Origin of the sequence: Enterobacter cloacae complex sp. P2B (assembly GCF_014895985.1) — a bacterium.
Classification (GTDB): domain Bacteria; phylum Pseudomonadota; class Gammaproteobacteria; order Enterobacterales; family Enterobacteriaceae; genus Enterobacter; species Enterobacter bugandensis.
Window position 1 is genome coordinate 416627 of record NZ_JADBQQ010000011.1, and the last position, 18417, is coordinate 435043.

Here is an 18417-nt window from a genome sequence, read left to right on the forward strand (position 1 = left end):
GGAAATTAAGCAATATTCGTGCCTTTATAAGAACAGGAGTCAACATGCAGAAGATTGTGATCGTCGCCAACGGGGCGGCCTACGGCAGCGAATCCCTTTTCAACAGTCTGCGCCTCGCGATCGCGCTACGCGAAAAAGAGAGCGATCTGGTATTGCGGATATTTTTAATGTCCGATGCCGTGACCGCCGGGCTGAAGGGTCAAAAACCGGCGGAAGGCTACAACATTCAGCAGATGCTGGAGATCCTGACCGCGCAGGACGTGCCGGTAAAACTCTGTAAGACCTGCACCGACGGGCGCGGCATTACCGGGCTGCCGCTGATCGAGGGCGTAGAAATCGGTACGCTGGTTGAACTGGCCGAATGGACGCTGACCGCGGATAAAGTATTAACTTTTTAATAATAAATCCGTAAAAATATTATTTTCTTATGGACGCGGTTTCAGCATCAAGTTTACCTGCGGGGTTGCCGATAGGCATGGAAACAACACAGCAGGTATTTCACTTATGTTCAGATCCATTCGCGCACGCATTATCGCCGCGACGACAGGCTGCCTCGTCGTCGCCCTTCTTCTCAATACCGTCATTAACTTCCAGGTCACGCGCCAGGATAACCAGCAGTCCCAGCGCGATATTCTGACCAGCACCAGCGCCAGCCACAACATGGCGATTGCCGACTGGGTCAAAAGCAAAATGACGGTGATTACCTCCGCGCAGAGCATCGCGCTGGCTGACGATCCGGTTCCGGCGTTTAAGCAGCTTGCCCTGGCGGGCGGTTTCACCAACGTTTACGTGGGCTACGCCAGCAAGACGGCGAAATTCTCAGACCCGACAGGCGTCCCGGCGGATTATGACCCCACCGTTCGTCCCTGGTATCAACAGGTGGTGAGCACGGACGGCCCGGTGGTAACGGCACCCTACGTTGATGCCGGGACCGGGAAGCTGGTGGTCACGTTTGCCGTGCCGGTGAAGGAGAATGGCGCTCTGAAAGCGGTGGTGGCGGGTGATGTCGCCATGGATAGCGTGGTGGCGAACGTGCGCGGGATCCACCCCACGCCGGCCAGCAGCGGGTTGCTTCTGAACAGCGACGGCACGGTGATTGCCGCCAACGAGCCGGCCCTGACGCTGAAGCCGTTTGCCGAGACGATCAAAGGCATCGACCTTGCGGCGCTGAAGAGCGGTAACCCGGTCGACGGAACGCTGAATGACAAGGATAAAACCTTTATCGCTTCAGCCGTGCCGGGCACGAACTGGCTCCTGGTCGTCGCCCTCGACAGCAGCGATGCCACCTCCGGCATGCGTTCCCTGCTGAAAGCGTCGGCGATTTCGCTGGTGATCCTCGCACTCCTGAGCGGCGCCCTTGTTCACGTCCTGATTGCCCGCCTGCTGAAGCGCCTGTCCGACATTCGTGACGCGATGCACAACATTGCCAACGGCACTAACGATCTGTCCCAGCGCCTGCCGGACAGCGGCGATGACGAAGTGGCGCAAATTGCGCAGGCGTTTAACGCCTTCAGCGATAAGCTCTCGGTGGTAATGGTTCAGCTCCGCGACGCCAGCGCCTCGGTGAAAAACGCCGCGCAGGAGATTGCGGCAGGTAACCAGGATCTCTCCGGACGTACCGAGCAGGCGGCGTCCAGCCTTCGCGAAACCGCCAGCGCCGTGGAAGAGATCACCGCCTCCGTCACCCAGTCAAATGAATCGGCAGCAGAAGCCAACGACCAGGCCAGCAAGGCCTCTGCGGCCGCAGCGCGCGGCGGTGAAGTGGTTTCGCAGGCCATCAGCACCATGCAGTCTATCGAAGTGGCGTCCGCTAAGATTGGCGATATCACCAGCGTGATCGACGGCATCGCCTTCCAGACCAACATTCTGGCGCTGAACGCCTCCGTCGAGGCGGCGCGTGCCGGTGAGCAGGGCCGCGGGTTCGCCGTGGTTGCCGGTGAAGTGCGGAACCTCGCCAGCCGCAGCGCCCAGGCGGCGAAAGAGATCAAATCGCTTATCGACTCCACCACCGACAGCGTGGCCACCGGCTCGCGCTACGTGCATCTGGCCGGGGAAAGCATGGATGAGATCCGCTCCAGCATCGGCAGCGTCTCCGGCATCATGCGCGAGATCTCGATTGCCACCAGCGAGCAGATGAAAGGCATTCACGAGATCAACCACGCGGTGACCCATCTCGACAGAATGGTGCAGCAGAATGCTGAGCTGGTGGTGCAGTCCGCCGCGGCCGCCAGCGCATTGCAAAGCCAGGCGGGCGAGCTTGCTGAAACCGCCGGCCATTTCCGCATTTAATTTTCTTCAGGCGCGCGTTAAACAGGTTAAACGCGCGTCCGCTGAAAGGTTTCAGGAATTTTGTCATTTTTGTTTAATCGTTATGCCATTTTTTGATCAAAATCAGCATCCCTCGCTCCCCGCTTTGGTGTTATGCAATGAGTATTTTGTGAACAACATCACGCTCGGGATGGGCAAAATCGACGGGGTAGAAAATGGCACTGGTGAAAACAAGTTTGAAACTGTTTGGCGGGGATACGGTGGTGGTGCGTTGCTCAGAGCGCTGTCGTATTCATCTGATGAGTGCGAAAGCACAGAAGCAATCCCAGGCGGATATTCTGACCGTGCAGGATGACAAGGCCTGGCTTACCGTGCCGTATACCGGCACGTGGGATGTGCTGATCGACAGCCACAGCCAGTCGCTGGAGCATTCGGTCAGCTACGTGGCAGCGTAATTTAAACGCCCGGCTCGCCGGGCGTATTCTCAGGCAAAACCCGGTCGCAGCGTGCTGTTGAGCGGGTTCCCTTCCAGCAGCGCCTTCACTTTCACCACCAGCTCATTCAGACAATCGTCCTGCATGCCGAGGCGGGTCAGCTCCTGATCGAGGGAGAAGAGATATTGCGCGTTGGTGCCCAGCGGCCCGCTGGCGGCGGCGATTAACGGGGCAATCACCTGCGTGCGGGTGTCCGCTTCATACAGCGGGTGGCGCGGATCCATAATAAACACCAGCGCGTTAACGGTGCGCCCGTCGTCGAGCTCCAGCTTGCACCAGCTCGGCATATAGCAGCCGGTGATCATCTCGCGCTTCCAGAGCAGCGTCAGCTCCTCTTCGAGCGTGGCATCCGGAAGGCGATACGCGACGCCCGTGGTGCGTCCGCCCTCTTTTAGTGCAAGCATGCGCCCTGGCTGACAGGCGCTGCCGCGTCCGGCCGTCAGGCGCAGGCAAAATGCGCGATGCCAGCCGGGCAGCGTGCCGGTTGCCGATTCAACAAATTCGAGAGCCGGGTTCCACATCAGTGAACCGTAGCCAAAAATCCATACCGGGCCATCATCCGGGCGGCAGGCAAGCGTGGCAGCGAGCGACGCCGCACGTTGTTCAGCTGACCAGAGAAGCGATTCCTCAATAGCACCAAATGCCGTCTTACAATCTGCCTTCATTAAGAAATCACGCGTTAACACTTTACACCTCCGCCACTGCATGCTTCCTTGCGACATCTGTAATTCGCCTTCCCGGCATTCTGTGCTGGTCATTTTGCCAGCAGTCAAATTACGATAAGCAATTAGCGGACCAGTTGCAATACAACGGCAGTTCAACCGCCTGAAAAGTCAAAATGAAGGCAGCGAATAATTTCACGGCTATTTCTTTTTATGCCATTTATCATCGTCTCCTTTCTCATAGTCATGTTTTACTGCGGCCCACGCGACCTTGTGCGCTGTCTCTTCCCGGCTGGCATCATCCCGCCGATCGTCTTTATCTTTGTACTGATCCCATGCGCTGTTAAACGCTTCTTTGTAGATATCCTGCGCGTGTTCGGGCAGGACGTTTTTCACGTTATCGGGTAATTCGCGTTTCGTTTTATATGGCATCACTAACCTCTCTTTTGCCTAAAGAGTTAAGTGTGGACGACGATACGCCGGTGTGCCAGCCGGTCATAAACAATGAGCGGATGAATTTCATAATTCATTGTTATTAAACATATATTTAAAAGAAATATCTTATTATAGGCATTAAACAAGAAAACCATAACAAAGGGTAAAATTAAGTAAAAAATAAAGGTTATTTAACAGATTTCTGTTAATTTATTGCCCTTAAAATCTATCTATAATTACAAGCACCTGCATTGATGGAGAAGCACATGACAGCAACACACGAGGCGGTAAAGACCCGCCACAAGGAGACGTCTCTCATTTTCCCGGTTCTGGCACTGGCTGTGCTGCTCTTCTGGGGAAGCAGTCAGTCACTGCCAGTGGTGGTTGGTATCAATATTCTTGCCCTGGTGGGCATTTTAACCAGCGCGTTTAGCGTCGTTCGCCATGCGGACGTATTAGCCCACCGCCTGGGCGAGCCTTATGGCTCTTTAATTCTCAGCCTTTCCGTCGTTATTCTCGAAGTCAGCCTGATTTCCGCGTTGATGGCAACCGGCGATGCCGCCCCGACCCTGATGCGCGATACGCTTTACTCCATCATTATGATTGTGACGGGCGGCCTGGTAGGCTTCTCTCTGTTACTGGGCGGACGCAAATTTGCGACCCAGTACATGAATCTTTTCGGCATTAAACAGTATCTGATCGCCCTCTTCCCGCTGGCAATTATCGTGCTGGTCTTCCCGATGGCGCTGCCGGGCGCAAACTTCTCCACCGGCCAGTCGCTGCTGGTCGCGCTGATTTCCGCCGCCATGTACGGCGTGTTCCTGCTCATTCAGACCAAAACGCACCAGAGCCTGTTTGTGTATGAGCATGAAGACGACAGCGACGACGATGATCCGCACCACGGTAAACCGTCGGCCCACAGCAGCGCGTGGCACACGGTTTGGCTGATCGTGCATCTGATCGCGGTTATCGCGGTCACCAAGATGAACGCCAACCCGCTGGAGACGCTGTTAACCGAGCTGAACGCGCCGGTGGCCTTTACCGGTTTCCTGGTGGCGCTGCTGATCCTGTCCCCTGAGGGTTTAGGTGCGCTGAAGGCGGTGCTGAACAATCAGGTGCAGCGTGCGATGAATCTGTTCTTCGGCTCCGTGCTGGCGACCATTTCACTCACCGTACCGGTGGTGACGCTGATCGCCTTTATGACCGGTAACGAGCTGCAGTTTGCGCTGGGCGCGCCGGAGATGATTGTGATGGTGGCCTCGCTGCTGCTGTGCCAGATTTCATTCTCCACTGGCCGCACCAATGTCCTGAACGGCGCGGCGCATATGGCACTGTTTGCAGCGTATTTGATGACGATCTTTGCGTAGTCTTTTTGCCCAGCGGCGCTGCGCTTACCCGGCAATATGTCCCATAAAAAAACCCGCCGAAGCGGGTTTTTTTATTAGTTGCTGGTATCCAGCTCGTCGAAGCTTTTCACCAGATCGTCAATCGCTTTGATCTGCTTCAGGAACGGCTCCAGCTTATCCAGAGGCAGCGCGGATGGGCCATCGCATTTCGCGTTAGCCGGATCCGGGTGCGCTTCAATGAACAGACCTGCCAGGCCGGTCGCCATACCGGCGCGCGCCAGCTCGGTCACCTGAGCACGACGGCCACCAGAGGCTGCACCAAACGGGTCGCGGCACTGCAGCGCGTGGGTCACGTCAAAGATCACCGGCGACTGGTTAGAGACGTTCTTCATCACGCTGAAGCCCAGCATGTCCACAACCAGGTTGTCGTAACCGAAGTTAGCGCCACGGTCGCACAGAATAATCTTGTCGTTACCGCCTTCGATAAACTTATCAACGATGTTACCCATCTGGCCAGGGCTCACGAACTGCGGTTTTTTCACGTTGATCACGGCACCGGTTTTCGCCATCGCGGCAACCAGGTCGGTCTGACGCGCCAGGAACGCCGGAAGCTGGATTACGTCTACCACGTCTGCCACAGGCTGCGCCTGCCAGGACTCATGCACGTCGGTGATCACTTTCACGCCAAACGTCTGCTTCAGCTCCTGGAAAATTTTCATCCCCTCTTCCAGGCCAGGGCCACGGTAAGAGTTGATGGAGGAGCGGTTGGCTTTGTCAAAAGAGGCTTTAAACACGTACGGAATGCCCAGCTTCTGGGTCACGGTCACGTAGTGCTCGCAGATACGCATGGCGAGATCGCGGGATTCCAGCACGTTCATACCGCCAAACAGCACGAACGGCAGGTCGTTTGCTACCTTGATATCACCAATGCTAACCACTTTTTGTTTCATAGGATCGCCTTATTCAGGTGTGAATCGGAATTAAGATTAATGCAGTGTAATTTGTTTGTGCGAGATCGCGTTGATCTGCGCGCGAATCATTTCGCTAATCGGATCTTCCGGGCACTGCTCGACGAAATAGCTCAGATCGTTCAGCGCCACGTGCTCGCAGTCGAGCTGGGCATAGATAAGCCCGCGGTCGCGAATTTCGTACGGATCTTCCGGATTAAACTGCAACAGCACTTCACTGGCACGCAAGGCCAGCTCCATCTGACGCTCTTCCATCAGCGCTGACTTCAACGTATCCAGCAGCTTGCGAATGACTTCGGCGTTGTCGGCTTCGTCGAGATCTTCGTTAAAGAGCTCGGCCACCGGGCTGATGTTGCCTTTCAGCCAGACGTCCAGCGTATGCTCGTCCAGCGTATCGCCGTTAAACGGATTAATGAGCCACATCTCACCGTCCAGCCACTCCGCACGCAGGATCATCTGCGTCGGGAAAATAACCGGCACCAGCGGAATATCCAGGCGGTGCGCAACCCACAACAAAATAGAGCCCAGCGCAACGGCGCTGCCCTGACGATTTTTTAAGACCTGGTCCAGCCATAATGCGTCAGACAGGCGATACACGCCACGCGTGTCGCAGAAACCCCATTCGCCGTAGAAAAGCTCCAGAAGCTTCTCTAATTGCCAGTCCTGCGGGCGCGCCTGATTGATCTCTTCACGCGCCAGGCTGACCAGATTCTCCAGTTCATCGTAGACGTACTGCGACGTAAAATCGTCGCGTATCATCTCCGAAATCAGGATCATGCCATCGCAAAGCGGCACTTTATTAAATTCGAAATCGGCTAAGGACCTCATGACTTACCCCAGTAACGACTGAGCGAACAATGACGCTCAGGCGCGATAAAACTCAAAACGATGTAGATGATAACGCCAAACTGCCTTTCAGTCAGCCTTACGCCTTTATCAGTAAATGGCAGATACCCGGAACTCAAGACCACTGCCCCAGCGTCAGGCGTTCGTTGCCGCCGTAGTCGCGGCAGGTTTCGACAGCGGCGTAGCCTGCCTGGGTAAACAGTGCCCGCACGGATTCTCCCTGCGTCCAGCCATGCTCCACGAGCAGCCAGCCGCCGGGAAGCAAATGCTCTCGTGACGTTGTCACAATCTGATCAAGATCGGCTAATCCCGCGTTGGCGGCCACAAGCGCCGTCAGCGGTTCGAAGCGAACATCCCCCTGCGCAAGGTGCGGATCATGTTCGTCAATGTAAGGAGGATTGCTGACAATCATCGCAAATGAGCGGCTCTCCAGCGCGGTAAACCAGCTGCTTTGCAGCACCGTTACGTTGCTGAGCCCGAGACGTTCCACGTTACGCAGCGCCAGCGCCACCGCGTCGGGCATCACATCCACTGCCGTTACATCGCAGTCAGGCCGCTCGCTGGCCAGCGCCAGCGCGATAGCACCTGTTCCCGTCCCGAGATCGAGAATGCGGCAGGCCGCTGCGGGTAAACGTGCCAGCGCCTGCTCCACCAGACACTCGGTATCCGGACGCGGGATCAGCGTTGCCGCCGAGACGTAAAGCGGAAGCGACCAGAACTCGCGCTCACCGACAAGGTGCGCCACCGGCTCGCCGTTTTTACGGCGGGCAAGCAGCGCGGCGAGCCGTGCTTCCTGCTCTGCGGTCAGCTCAGTTTCGCCGAATGCCAGCAGGTACGTGCGGGCTTTACCCGTCACATGCTCAAGCAAAATTTCGGCGTCGCGCTTCGGGCTTTCGCTTTTGCAAAGCTCACCGGCCGCCTCGCGTAACCAGCGCTGAAAATCCATTATTCCTGCTCGGACAGCGCCGCCAGCTGGTCGGCCTGGTATTCCTGCACGATAGGCTCAATCAGCATATCCAGCTTCCCTTCCATCACCTCGTCCAGACGGTACAGGGTCAGGTTGATGCGGTGGTCGGTTACGCGCCCCTGAGGGAAGTTGTAGGTGCGGTTACGGTCGCTGCGATCGCCGCTGCCCAGCAGGTTACGACGCGTAGAGGCTTCCGCCTGCTGACGCTTCGCCATTTCCGCCGCGTGGATGCGCGCGCCCAGCACGGACAACGCTTTGGCTTTGTTTTTGTGCTGCGAACGTTCGTCCTGACACTCCACCACGATGCCGGTTGGCAGGTGGGTAATACGGATGGCGGAGTCGGTGGTGTTAACGTGCTGACCGCCCGCCCCGGAGGAGCGGAAGGTGTCGATGCGCAGGTCCGCCGGGTTGATGTCCGGCAGTTCCGCTTCCGGCAGCTCCGGCATCACCGCCACCGTACAGGCGGAGGTATGAATGCGGCCCTGAGATTCGGTGGCCGGAACGCGCTGCACGCGGTGACCGCCGGATTCAAACTTCAGACGTCCGTACACGCCGTCGCCGCTGATCTTGGCGATAACCTCTTTGTAGCCGCCATGTTCGCCTTCGTTGGCGCTCATGATCTCCACGCGCCAGCGGCGCGATTCGGCGTAGCGGCTGTACATGCGGAACAGATCCCCGGCAAACAGCGCCGCTTCGTCACCGCCGGTACCGGCGCGCACTTCGACAAACGCGTTACGTTCATCGTCCGGATCTTTCGGCAGGAGCAGCACCTGAAGCTGCTGCTCCATCTCTTCGGAACGCGCTTTTGCATCCTGCAGCTCTTCCTGCGCCATCTCGCGCATCTCAGGATCGTCGAGCATCATCTGCGCGGTTTCAATATCTTCCTGAACCTGTCGCCAGTCGGTAAAGCATTTTGATACATCACTCAACTGCGCATATTCACGCGAAAGCGCGCGAAAACGTTCCTGGTCTGCGATAGTCCCGGCATCGCCGAGCAGCGCCTGTACTTCTTCATGGCGCTCGTGCAGAGCTTCCAGTTTAGCGACGATAGAAGGCTTCATAGGCGTAAGTGCACCTTGTCTTAGAAAATGGGTATAGGGCGCTATTCCAGCCCGAGGCTGTTGCGCAGAATAGTCAGGCGTTCATCATCCCCGTCACGGGCAGCCTGTTGAAGAGATTTGGTTGGCGCATGGATCAGGCGGTTGGTCAGCTTCCACGCCAGATCCTGCATAATCGCCTGCGCGTCGCCGCCCTGTTCCAGGGCCGCTAACGCTTTGGCAGTCAGGTCATCACGCACCTGCTCCGCCTGTCCGCGATACTCGCGGATGGTCTCGCTGACGCTTTGCGCGCGCAGCCAGGCCATAAATTCGCTGGTTTCCTGCTCAACAATGGTTTCCGCCTGCACCGCCGCCGCTTTACGCTGGGCGAGGTTGTGCGAAATAATGCTTTGCAGGTCATCCACGCTGTAAAGATAGGCGTTAGCCAGCTTGCCAACCTCTGGCTCAACATCGCGCGGAACGGCGATATCCACCAGCAGCATTGGCTGATTACGGCGGGATTTCAGCGCACGCTCCACCATACCTTTACCGATGATCGGCAGCGGGCTGGCGGTAGAGCTGATAATAATGTCCGCCTCTTTCAGACGTTCATCAATATCGCTCAGCGCAACCACCTCGGCACCCACTTCGTCCGCCAGCACCTGCGCGCGTTCGCGGGTGCGGTTCGCGATAATCATCTTTTTCACTTTATGCTCGCGCAGATGGCGCGCCACAAGCTCGATGGTTTCGCCCGCGCCTACCAGCATCACGGTGACGGTCGACAGGGATTCAAAGATTTGCCGTGCAAGGGTACAGGCCGCGAAAGCAACAGAAACCGCACTGGCACCAATGTCGGTTTCGGTTCGCACACGCTTCGCCACGGAGAAGGACTTCTGGAACATACGCTCCAGCTCGCTGGCCTTGAGATGCCCTTTCTGGGAATCTGCGAAGGCTTTTTTTACCTGGCCGAGGATCTGCGGCTCGCCAAGCACCAGCGAATCCAGACCACTGGCGACGCGCATCAGATGGCTGACCGCATCGTTATCCTGATGCCAGTAAAGGCTGTTGCGCAGCTCGTCTTCGTTGAGATTGTGGTAGTCACATAGCCAGCGGATCAGCGCGTCGTGCAGGTTATCCTGCTCTTCCACGCTCAAATACAGCTCGGTACGGTTGCACGTCGAAAGCACCACGCCACCCTGCACCATCGGCTGTGCAAGCAGGCTGTCCAGCGCCAGGTCAAGCGTATCCGGCGAAAACGTAACGCGTTCTCGCAGCGAAACCGGGGCCGTTTTGTGGTTAATGCCGAGTGCTAATAGGGTCATGTTGAGCGGGAGTAGTACCAGCGTTAATAAGGTTAGCAGGACGCATCATACAGGATGCGCGAGATCAATAAAAGAGACCGCCTCCTTTCGGAGTAATAGGTTACTCAACGCTTTGAGATAATTTGAACGTAGACGGTAGCACTGCGGGGCGCTAGCATTAACAGTTATAACTGCAACGTATCTCAAGGATTTGTCCTCATTATGACCCGACTGATTCGCCTGCTGCCGCTGGCAGCACTGGTTCTGACCGCCTGTACTGTCACCCAACCAAAAGGCCCGGGCAAAAGCCCTGATTCACCGCAGTGGCGTCAGCACCAGCAGGACGTCCTTAATTTGAAGCAGTACCAGACGCGCGGCGCCTTCGCGTATCTCTCTGACGAACAAAAGGTTTATGCCCGCTTCTTCTGGCAGCAAACGGGGCAGGACAACTATCGCCTGCTGCTGCTGAACCCGCTGGGCAGCACCGAGCTGGAGCTTATCGCCAAACCGGGCGAAGCCCAGATCACCGATAACAAAGGCCAGCACTACACGGCGACCGATGCTGAAGAGATGATTGGCAAGCTGACCGGGATGCCAATTCCGCTGAACAGCCTGCGCCAGTGGATCCTCGGCCTGCCGGGCGAAGCGACCGACTATACGCTTGACGATCAATACCGTCTGAGCCAGGTCAACTACATCCAGAACGGCAAAACCTGGAAAGTGGTGTACAGCGCCTATGACAGCAAGAGTAAACCGTCGCTGCCATCAAACATGGAGCTGACCCAGGGCAGCCAGCGCATCAAGCTGAAAATGGACAACTGGATCGTTAAATGATGACCCACTGGCCTTCTCCGGCAAAACTGAACCTGTTTTTATACATCACCGGCCAGCGTGCTGACGGCTATCACACTCTGCAGACGCTGTTTCAGTTCATTGACTATGGCGACACGATTGCCATCGAGCCGCGTCAGGATGGGCAGATTTGCCTGCTGACGCCGGTCGACGGCGTGGCGCATGAGGACAACCTGATCGTCCGCGCCGCGCGCCTGCTGATGCAAGCCGCCGCGGAATCGGGCCGTCTGCCGGCGGGAAGCGGTGCGGATATCCGCATTGAGAAGCGTCTGCCGATGGGTGGCGGTCTCGGCGGGGGCTCATCCAACGCCGCCACCGTGCTGGTTGCGCTGAACCACCTCTGGGGCTGCGGGCTGTCGACGGATGAACTGGCTGGTTTGGGCTTAACGCTGGGCGCAGATGTCCCTGTGTTTGTTCGCGGCCACGCGGCCTTTGCCGAGGGCGTAGGTGAGATCCTCTCCCCGGTCAACCCGCCGGAGAAATGGTATCTGGTTGCCCACCCCGGCGTGAGTATTCCGACCCCGGTCATCTTTAAAGATCCTGACCTGAAAAGAAATACCCCGGTACGGTCAATAGAAACGTTATTAAATTGTGAATTCAGCAACGATTGCGAGGATATCGCAAGAAAACGTTTTCGCGAGGTTGATGCGGTGCTTTCCTGGCTGTTAGAATACGCGCCGTCGCGCCTGACCGGTACAGGGGCCTGTGTCTTTGCTGAATTTGACACCGAATCCGCCGCCCGTCAGGTGCTTGAGCAAGCGCCGGATTGGCTGCATGGTTTTGTAGCACGCGGGATGAACACCTCCCCCCTACAGCAGGCCATTCTGGCGCAGACTGAGTTTCGGTGACAACGTCACCCTGTTCCAGACGTTGCATCGCGCTCTTTAATACACCGCCTGGATAGCCTTCGCTTAGGCCCCGCAGTTTGCGGCGAACGCTATCCACCACTGGACGCATGCCTGAGGTTCTTCTCGTGCCTGATATGAAGCTTTTTGCTGGTAACGCCACCCCGGAACTAGCACAACGTATTGCCAACCGCCTGTACACTTCCCTCGGCGACGCCGCCGTAGGTCGCTTTAGCGACGGCGAAGTCAGCGTACAAATCAACGAAAATGTACGCGGTGGTGATATTTTCATCATCCAGTCCACCTGTGCTCCAACAAACGACAACCTGATGGAACTGGTTGTTATGGTCGACGCTCTGCGTCGCGCTTCCGCAGGCCGTATCACTGCTGTTATCCCTTACTTTGGTTATGCCCGCCAGGACCGTCGCGTCCGTTCCGCGCGTGTGCCAATCACCGCTAAAGTTGTCGCTGACTTCCTGTCCAGCGTCGGCGTTGACCGCGTACTGACCGTTGACCTGCACGCAGAGCAGATCCAGGGCTTCTTCGACGTCCCGGTTGATAACGTATTCGGCAGCCCAATCCTGCTGGAAGACATGCTGCAGCTGAACCTGGACAACCCAATTGTGGTTTCTCCGGACATCGGCGGCGTGGTACGTGCCCGTGCTATCGCTAAGCTGCTGAACGATACCGACATGGCGATCATCGACAAGCGTCGTCCGCGCGCTAACGTTTCTCAGGTGATGCACATCATCGGTGACGTGGCTGGCCGCGACTGCGTGCTGGTTGACGACATGATCGATACCGGCGGTACGCTGTGTAAAGCCGCTGAAGCGCTGAAAGAGCGCGGTGCCAAGCGCGTGTTCGCTTACGCGACCCACCCGATCTTCTCCGGTAATGCCGTGAACAACCTGCGCAACTCCGTCATTGACGAAGTTGTGGTATGCGATACCATCCCACTGAGCGACGAGATCAAGGCACTGCCAAACGTGCGTACCCTGACCCTGTCCGGGATGCTGGCCGAAGCGATTCGTCGTATCAGCAACGAAGAATCCATCTCTGCAATGTTCGAACACTAATCGAACACGGCCAAAAAACCCGCTGCGGCGGGTTTTTTTGTCTCTGGGTTTTATTTGTATGATTAATGCCTCCTTCACCTGCCATTCATATGACAGATGATGCGCACACGGATGATAGATAATTGTGAAAAACGTAGCCTCCTCACATGTTCTGCCCTTTCGCGCCCTCATCGACGCCTGCTGGAAAGAGAAGTACACCTCGTCACGCTTTATCCGTGACCTGATTGCCGGGATCACCGTCGGAATTATTGCCATCCCGCTGGCGATGGCGCTGGCGATTGGCAGCGGCGTTGCGCCACAGTACGGTCTGTATACCTCGGCCGTTGCCGGGATTGTTATTGCCCTGACGGGCGGCTCGCGCTTCAGCGTCTCCGGCCCGACCGCCGCCTTTGTGGTGATCCTCTACCCGGTTTCACAACAGTTTGGTCTGGCAGGCCTGCTGGTTGCCACCCTGATGTCCGGCGTCTTTTTGATTCTGTTCGGTCTGGCCCGTTTTGGTCGCCTGATTGAATATATTCCCCTTTCCGTGACGCTGGGGTTCACCTCGGGGATTGGGATCACCATCGGAACCATGCAGATCAAAGATTTTCTCGGTCTGCAGATGCCCCACGTCCCGGAGCACTATTTACAAAAAGTGGGGGCGCTGTTTATGGCGCTGCCAACGGCCAACCTGGGCGACGCCGCCATCGGAATAGTCACCCTGGGGACGCTGATCGTCTGGCCTCGTCTCGGTATTCGCCTGCCGGGCCATCTGCCCGCCCTGCTGCTGGGCTGCGCGGTGATGGCTATCGTTAATATGTTCGGCGGTCATGTCGCGACTATCGGCTCGCAGTTCCACTATGTTCTGGCGGACGGTTCGCAGGGTAATGGCATTCCACAGCTGCTGCCGCAGCTGGTGCTGCCGTGGGACATGCCTGGTTCGAGCTTCACCCTGAGCTGGGATTCCCTTCGCGCCCTGCTGCCCGCCGCGTTCTCTATGGCGATGCTGGGAGCGATTGAATCCCTGCTTTGCGCCGTGGTGCTCGACGGCATGACCGGCACCAAGCACAAAGCCAACAGCGAACTGGTCGGTCAGGGCTTAGGCAACCTCATCGCACCGTTCTTTGGCGGGATTACCGCCACGGCAGCCATCGCCCGTTCTGCGGCAAACGTGCGCGCGGGGGCAACGTCACCCGTTTCGGCGGTTATCCACTCCGTGCTGGTGATTCTGGCGCTGCTGATCCTTGCCCCACTGCTCTCCTGGCTGCCGCTTTCCGCCATGGCCGCCCTGCTGCTGATGGTGGCCTGGAACATGAGCGAGGCGCACAAGGTGGTGAACCTGCTGCGTCGCGCGCCGAAAGACGACATCATCGTGATGCTAATCTGCATGTCTCTGACCGTGCTGTTCGATATGGTTATCGCCATCAGCGTCGGGATCGTGCTCGCGTCCCTGCTATTTATGCGCCGCATCGCGCAGATGACGCGCCTCTCTCCGGTTAACGTGGAGGTGCCTGAGGATGTGCTGGTGCTGCGCGTGATTGGCCCGCTCTTCTTTGCCGCGGCGGAAGGATTGTTCAGCGATCTGGAGTCCCGCATCGCGGGGAAACGGGTTGTGGTGCTGAAGTGGGATGCCGTCCCGGTGCTGGATGCCGGCGGTCTGGATGCCTTCCAGCGCTTTGTGAAACGTCTGCCGGAAGGCTGCGAGCTGCGGGTCAGCAACTTGGAATTCCAGCCCCTGCGCACCATGGCGCGTGCGGGCGTGCAGCCGATCCCTGGCCGCCTTGCCTTTTATCCTAACCGTGAAGCCGCGTTAGCGGATCTGTGAGTTACCTGATGCAGAGAAACGTCTCTGCATCATCACCCCGATCGCCTGCTGGAGCCATGCAAGCACGGCAGGCGTCATCCAGGTTCCTTTCATCAGATGCGGCTCCTGCTGCATAGCCGTACGAAACTTTTGCTGGGTCTCCGGGTTGGTGCCTGCGTAGGACTGGAACAATGCCAGCCAGTTTTCAGCCAGCTTTTGCGCCTCCTTCGAGTCAGGAGCGATATTGTCCCGCTGCGCCTGATGCAGTTTCGCCACCAGCGGCGGCCACTCCATCATGCGGTCAAAATAATGCGCCCGGGTAAAGGCCATCTCTTCGGCAGTGAGATACTTCTCCCATATGCTGAGCTTAGATTCCGCAAACGCGCGCGTGATGTAATCTGTCATCTCCGGGGTGATGCCGGTCTGCGCCTGCATCTGTGGCTCTACGCTGTGCATCTCGTTCAGCCGGGTGAGAAACTCCGGCTTGCCCGCCGTGTCCTGTTCAAGACGTTCCATCCAGCGCGTCGCCAGATCCATCGCCCGCGTGTCAGTAACGGGTATATCCTGTTCCAGCAGCGCGTTAGCCTCTGCCACCAGCCCTGACCAGATAGCCGCCAGCGCATCCTTCTGTACCGCAAACGGCAACTGCTGTAACTCTTCTTTGCTAAACCAGCGATCGTACATATTCATTAACTCCAGAGTCTGTAGCCAGGACTCCAGATCCGGCGTCGCATCGTCGGTAAGCCCGGTACGCAGCTCCACCAGCCGGTCGCGCAGCGTGTGTATACTGCGCAGCTGTTTATCTAGCTGCGTGATTTGCGCATCGAGTAGCTCGGTCAACGACAGCGACTCCTTTTCCAGAAAATCCCTGATTTCGGCAAGTTCCAGCCCCGCTTTTGCCAGCGCCTGGATCATGTGCAGACGCTGTACATCCGCCAGGTTGTAAAGCCGGTAACCTGCCGCGCTTCTGGCAGAAGGCAGCAACAGCCCTGTTTGCTCGTAGTGATGCAATGTCCGCACGGTGATACCGGCTCGTTTCGCCAGCTCACCCACCTGAATCAACATAACTGCTCCTTTTTACTTTGCCAGTGCCACCACTCTGGAGCCTTACGTTACGTGAGGGTCAATATGCTATGCAAAAAAAAAAACGACTCCGGATGGAGTCGTTTCGATGTTCTTCATCATGCACTAGCTGTGCTTATGCTGGTCGCGACGACAGCGTTTGTCGTAGTGGCGCACCCACCAGTATTTATCGCAGACTTCCTCATGTCCGCTTACGCGCGCCCCGGCGAGCCACAATACTGCACCGAGGAAGATGCTCAATACCGCGCCATGCGCGAAGTATTGTGGGAGATCAAGCTGCGGCAGCTGGTTTAAAATGGAATAACCTACGCCGACTACCATCACGAAGAGCCCCAACCCCATCAGCACGTTACCGAGTAACGAAGCGTTTTTGCGTTTCATGTGTCACCTCCGGAACTTTGGGTTGTCAGGGGAAAAGCCCCTAATCCTTGTGTGTAAAGTATAGACAACGCCCCTTTTATGAGTTGCGTGAATGATCACAATTACAGATAACTCCCAGACAAAAATTTACAAATAACATGTTGAACAACTTGAAATTCTAATTGTTCAGATAAGTAATTATTTGCTTCTCGCTGTGACGAACGCAGAATTTTGTCAAGCGGCGCGCCAGACAGTAAACTACGCGCCAGATCTGGAACCCATTAGGAATTGAATCGTGACGATTAAACTGATTGTCGGCCTCGCCAACCCGGGCGCGGAGTATGCGGCCACCCGCCACAACGCCGGAGCCTGGTACGTCGATCTGCTGGCCGAACGGTTACGTGCTCCCCTGCGTGAAGAACCAAAATTCTTCGGCTATACCTCACGTATCAACCTTGCTGGCGCGGATGTTCGCCTGCTGGTGCCCACCACCTTTATGAACCTGAGTGGTAAAGCGGTGGCGGCAATGGCAACCTTTTATCGCATCAATCCGGATGAAATTCTGGTGGCTCACGATGAACTGGATCTCCCGCCTGGCGTAGCAAAATTCAAGCTGGGCGGCGGACACGGCGGTCACAACGGTCTTAAAGACATCATCAGCAAGTTGGGCAATAACCCGAATTTCCACCGTTTGCGCGTGGGAATTGGCCATCCGGGCGATAAAAACAAAGTTGTCGGTTTCGTGCTCGGTAAACCCCCGGTTTCCGAACAAAAACTGATTGACGAGGCGGTAGACGAAGCGGCGCGCTGCACTGAAATCTGGCTGCAAGACGGCTTAACCAAAGCGACAAATCGCTTACACGCTTTCAAAGCGCAATAATCCGCCCGATACGGCTTTTTTACCGCGCGTCATGCGGGTTACGTGTATAATAGGCGTAGTTATTTACTTTTCATCAATCGGTTATCGTTAACGGATTGATTATCAAGATATTAAGGTGATTTAGAAATGGGATTCAAATGCGGTATCGTCGGTCTGCCAAACGTGGGCAAATCCACCCTGTTTAACGCGCTTACCAAAGCGGGTATCGAAGCGGCGAACTTCCCGTTCTGTACCATCGAACCGAACACCGGCGTGGTGCCAATGCCGGACCCGCGTCTGGACCAGCTTGCGGAAATCGTGAAGCCGCAGCGCATTCTGCCCACCACCATGGAGTTCGTGGACATCGCGGGCCTGGTGAAGGGTGCCTCCAAAGGCGAAGGTCTGGGTAACCAGTTCCTGACCAACATCCGTGAAACCGAAGCGATCGGCCACGTTGTGCGCTGCTTCGAGAACGACAATATCATCCACGTTAACAACAAAGTGGATCCGGCTGACGATATCGACGTTATCAACACCGAGCTGGCGCTCTCTGACCTCGACACCTGCGAACGTGCAATTCACCGCGTGCAGAAGAAAGCGAAAGGCGGCGATAAGGATGCGAAAGCGGAACTGGCTGCGCTGGAAAAATGCCTGCCACAGCTGGAAAACGCGGGCATGCTGCGCGCGCTGAAAAACCTGACTGACGAAGACAAGGCGGCGATCAAATACCTGAGCTTCTTGACCCTGAAGCCAACCATGTACATCGCCAACGTTAATGAAGACGGTTTCGAGAACAACCCGTACCTGGACAAAGTGCGTGAAATCGCCGCGGCGGAAGGTTCTGTGGTTGTAGCGGTTTGCGCTGCCGTTGAATCCGATATCGCAGAGCTGGACGACGCCGACCGTGAAGAGTTCATGGCCGAGCTGGGTCTGGAAGAGCCGGGCCTGAACCGCGTGATCCGCGCGGGCTATGAGCTGCTGAACCTGCAGACCTACTTCACCGCTGGCGTGAAGGAAGTGCGTGCGTGGACCATCCCTGTAGGTGCAACTGCGCCTCAGGCGGCTGGTAAAATACACACTGACTTCGAGAAAGGCTTTATTCGTGCGCAGACTATCGCGTTTGAAGACTTTATCACTTACAAGGGTGAGCAAGGCGCGAAAGAAGCAGGCAAGATGCGTGCGGAAGGGAAAGATTATATCGTTAAAGATGGCGACGTGATGAACTTCCTGTTTAA

The 18417-nt window shown here is 56.7% G+C and carries 19 protein-coding genes and 1 pseudogene; 10 read left to right on the forward strand and 10 right to left on the reverse strand.

Annotated elements, in window-relative coordinates; all coding sequences use genetic code 11:
* Positions 1-44: 44 nt before the first annotated feature.
* From IM313_RS12050 to IM313_RS12060, 3 genes are all read left to right on the forward strand, one after another.
* Complete coding sequence (locus tag IM313_RS12050) at positions 45-398, forward strand: DsrE/DsrF/TusD sulfur relay family protein (RefSeq protein ID WP_028013455.1); 354 nt, start codon at positions 45-47, stop codon at positions 396-398.
* Between the two features lie 106 nt (positions 399-504).
* Positions 505-2289, forward strand: coding sequence for a methyl-accepting chemotaxis protein (locus IM313_RS12055; protein ID WP_192971180.1), 1785 nt, complete (start codon positions 505-507; stop codon positions 2287-2289).
* Between the two features lie 194 nt (positions 2290-2483).
* On the forward strand, positions 2484-2723 hold the full coding sequence (locus IM313_RS12060) for a DUF1883 domain-containing protein (RefSeq protein WP_013096243.1): 240 nt from the start codon (positions 2484-2486) through the stop codon (positions 2721-2723).
* A 29-nt stretch (positions 2724-2752) separates the two neighbouring features.
* Here the strand turns inward: IM313_RS12060 and IM313_RS12065 are convergent, their stop codons facing one another.
* Positions 2753-3448, reverse strand: coding sequence for a gamma-glutamylcyclotransferase (locus IM313_RS12065; RefSeq protein ID WP_028013457.1), 696 nt, complete (start codon positions 3446-3448; stop codon positions 2753-2755).
* 177 nt (positions 3449-3625) lie between these two features.
* The gene (gene chaB / locus IM313_RS12070; RefSeq protein ID WP_014884191.1) at positions 3626-3856 is read right to left on the reverse strand and encodes a putative cation transport regulator ChaB; all 231 of its coding nucleotides are present in this window, start codon (positions 3854-3856) and stop codon (positions 3626-3628) included.
* Between the two features lie 269 nt (positions 3857-4125).
* Here chaB and chaA point away from each other — a divergent pair, with 269 nt between their 5' ends.
* Entirely contained in the window at positions 4126-5226 is a 1101-nt protein-coding gene (gene chaA, locus IM313_RS12075; protein WP_048998393.1) for a sodium-potassium/proton antiporter ChaA, read from the forward strand.
* Between the two features lie 74 nt (positions 5227-5300).
* Here chaA and kdsA read toward each other — a convergent pair whose 3' ends face one another.
* The 6 genes and pseudogenes from kdsA to hemA form a co-directional block, all read right to left on the reverse strand.
* A complete protein-coding gene (gene kdsA / locus IM313_RS12080; RefSeq protein WP_028013459.1) occupies positions 5301-6155 on the reverse strand; it encodes a 3-deoxy-8-phosphooctulonate synthase in 855 nt (284 codons plus the stop codon).
* Between the two features lie 36 nt (positions 6156-6191).
* Positions 6192-7001, reverse strand: a complete 810-nt coding sequence (gene sirB1, locus IM313_RS12085; RefSeq protein WP_028013460.1) for an invasion regulator SirB1 — start codon at positions 6999-7001, stop codon at positions 6192-6194.
* Between the two features lie 41 nt (positions 7002-7042).
* A pseudogene (locus IM313_RS22580) lies at positions 7043-7126 on the reverse strand (siroheme synthase); the annotation flags it as partial.
* Positions 7127-7134: 8 nt separating this feature from the next.
* The gene (gene prmC, locus IM313_RS12090) at positions 7135-7965 is read right to left on the reverse strand and encodes a peptide chain release factor N(5)-glutamine methyltransferase (RefSeq protein ID WP_192971181.1); all 831 of its coding nucleotides are present in this window, start codon (positions 7963-7965) and stop codon (positions 7135-7137) included.
* Entirely contained in the window at positions 7965-9047 is a 1083-nt protein-coding gene (prfA, locus tag IM313_RS12095; RefSeq protein ID WP_021240360.1) for a peptide chain release factor 1, read from the reverse strand. Before prfA ends, prmC begins: the two co-directional genes overlap by 1 nt.
* 41 nt (positions 9048-9088) lie before the next feature.
* A complete protein-coding gene (gene hemA / locus IM313_RS12100) occupies positions 9089-10345 on the reverse strand; it encodes a glutamyl-tRNA reductase (RefSeq protein WP_021240361.1) in 1257 nt (418 codons plus the stop codon).
* A 201-nt stretch (positions 10346-10546) separates the two neighbouring features.
* Between hemA and lolB the strand changes: the two genes are divergently transcribed.
* The 4 genes from lolB (at position 10547) to dauA (ending at position 14901) form a co-directional block, all read left to right on the forward strand.
* On the forward strand, positions 10547-11158 hold the full coding sequence (lolB, locus tag IM313_RS12105) for a lipoprotein insertase outer membrane protein LolB (protein ID WP_048998397.1): 612 nt from the start codon (positions 10547-10549) through the stop codon (positions 11156-11158).
* Positions 11155-12024, forward strand: coding sequence for a 4-(cytidine 5'-diphospho)-2-C-methyl-D-erythritol kinase (gene ispE, locus IM313_RS12110; RefSeq protein ID WP_192971182.1), 870 nt, complete (start codon positions 11155-11157; stop codon positions 12022-12024). The genes lolB and ispE overlap by 4 nt, the downstream gene beginning before the upstream one ends.
* A gap of 125 nt (positions 12025-12149) precedes the next feature.
* Entirely contained in the window at positions 12150-13097 is a 948-nt protein-coding gene (gene prs / locus IM313_RS12115) for a ribose-phosphate diphosphokinase (protein WP_003856663.1), read from the forward strand.
* 124 nt (positions 13098-13221) lie between these two features.
* Positions 13222-14901 (forward strand): C4-dicarboxylic acid transporter DauA, encoded by a 1680-nt coding sequence (gene dauA / locus IM313_RS12120; RefSeq protein WP_049138204.1) that lies wholly within the window; start codon positions 13222-13224, stop codon positions 14899-14901.
* On the opposite strand, the gene IM313_RS12125 is transcribed toward dauA, so the two are convergent.
* Positions 14887-15945 carry a MerR family transcriptional regulator gene (locus IM313_RS12125; RefSeq protein ID WP_192971183.1) on the reverse strand — a complete coding sequence of 353 codons (1059 nt, stop codon included), beginning with the start codon at positions 15943-15945 and terminating at the stop codon, positions 14887-14889. The two genes, dauA and IM313_RS12125, sit on opposite strands and share 15 nt — an antisense overlap.
* Positions 15946-16068: 123 nt before the next feature.
* Complete coding sequence (ychH, locus tag IM313_RS12130; RefSeq protein WP_008499505.1) at positions 16069-16344, reverse strand: stress-induced protein YchH; 276 nt, start codon at positions 16342-16344, stop codon at positions 16069-16071.
* Positions 16345-16618: 274 nt separating this feature from the next.
* On the opposite strand from ychH, the gene pth reads away from it, so the two are divergent.
* Positions 16619-17203, forward strand: a complete 585-nt coding sequence (gene pth, locus IM313_RS12135) for an aminoacyl-tRNA hydrolase (RefSeq protein WP_008499504.1) — start codon at positions 16619-16621, stop codon at positions 17201-17203.
* 126 nt (positions 17204-17329) lie between these two features.
* The coding region (gene ychF, locus IM313_RS12140) for a redox-regulated ATPase YchF (protein WP_193056096.1) at positions 17330-18417 on the forward strand (1088 nt) is incomplete at its 3' end.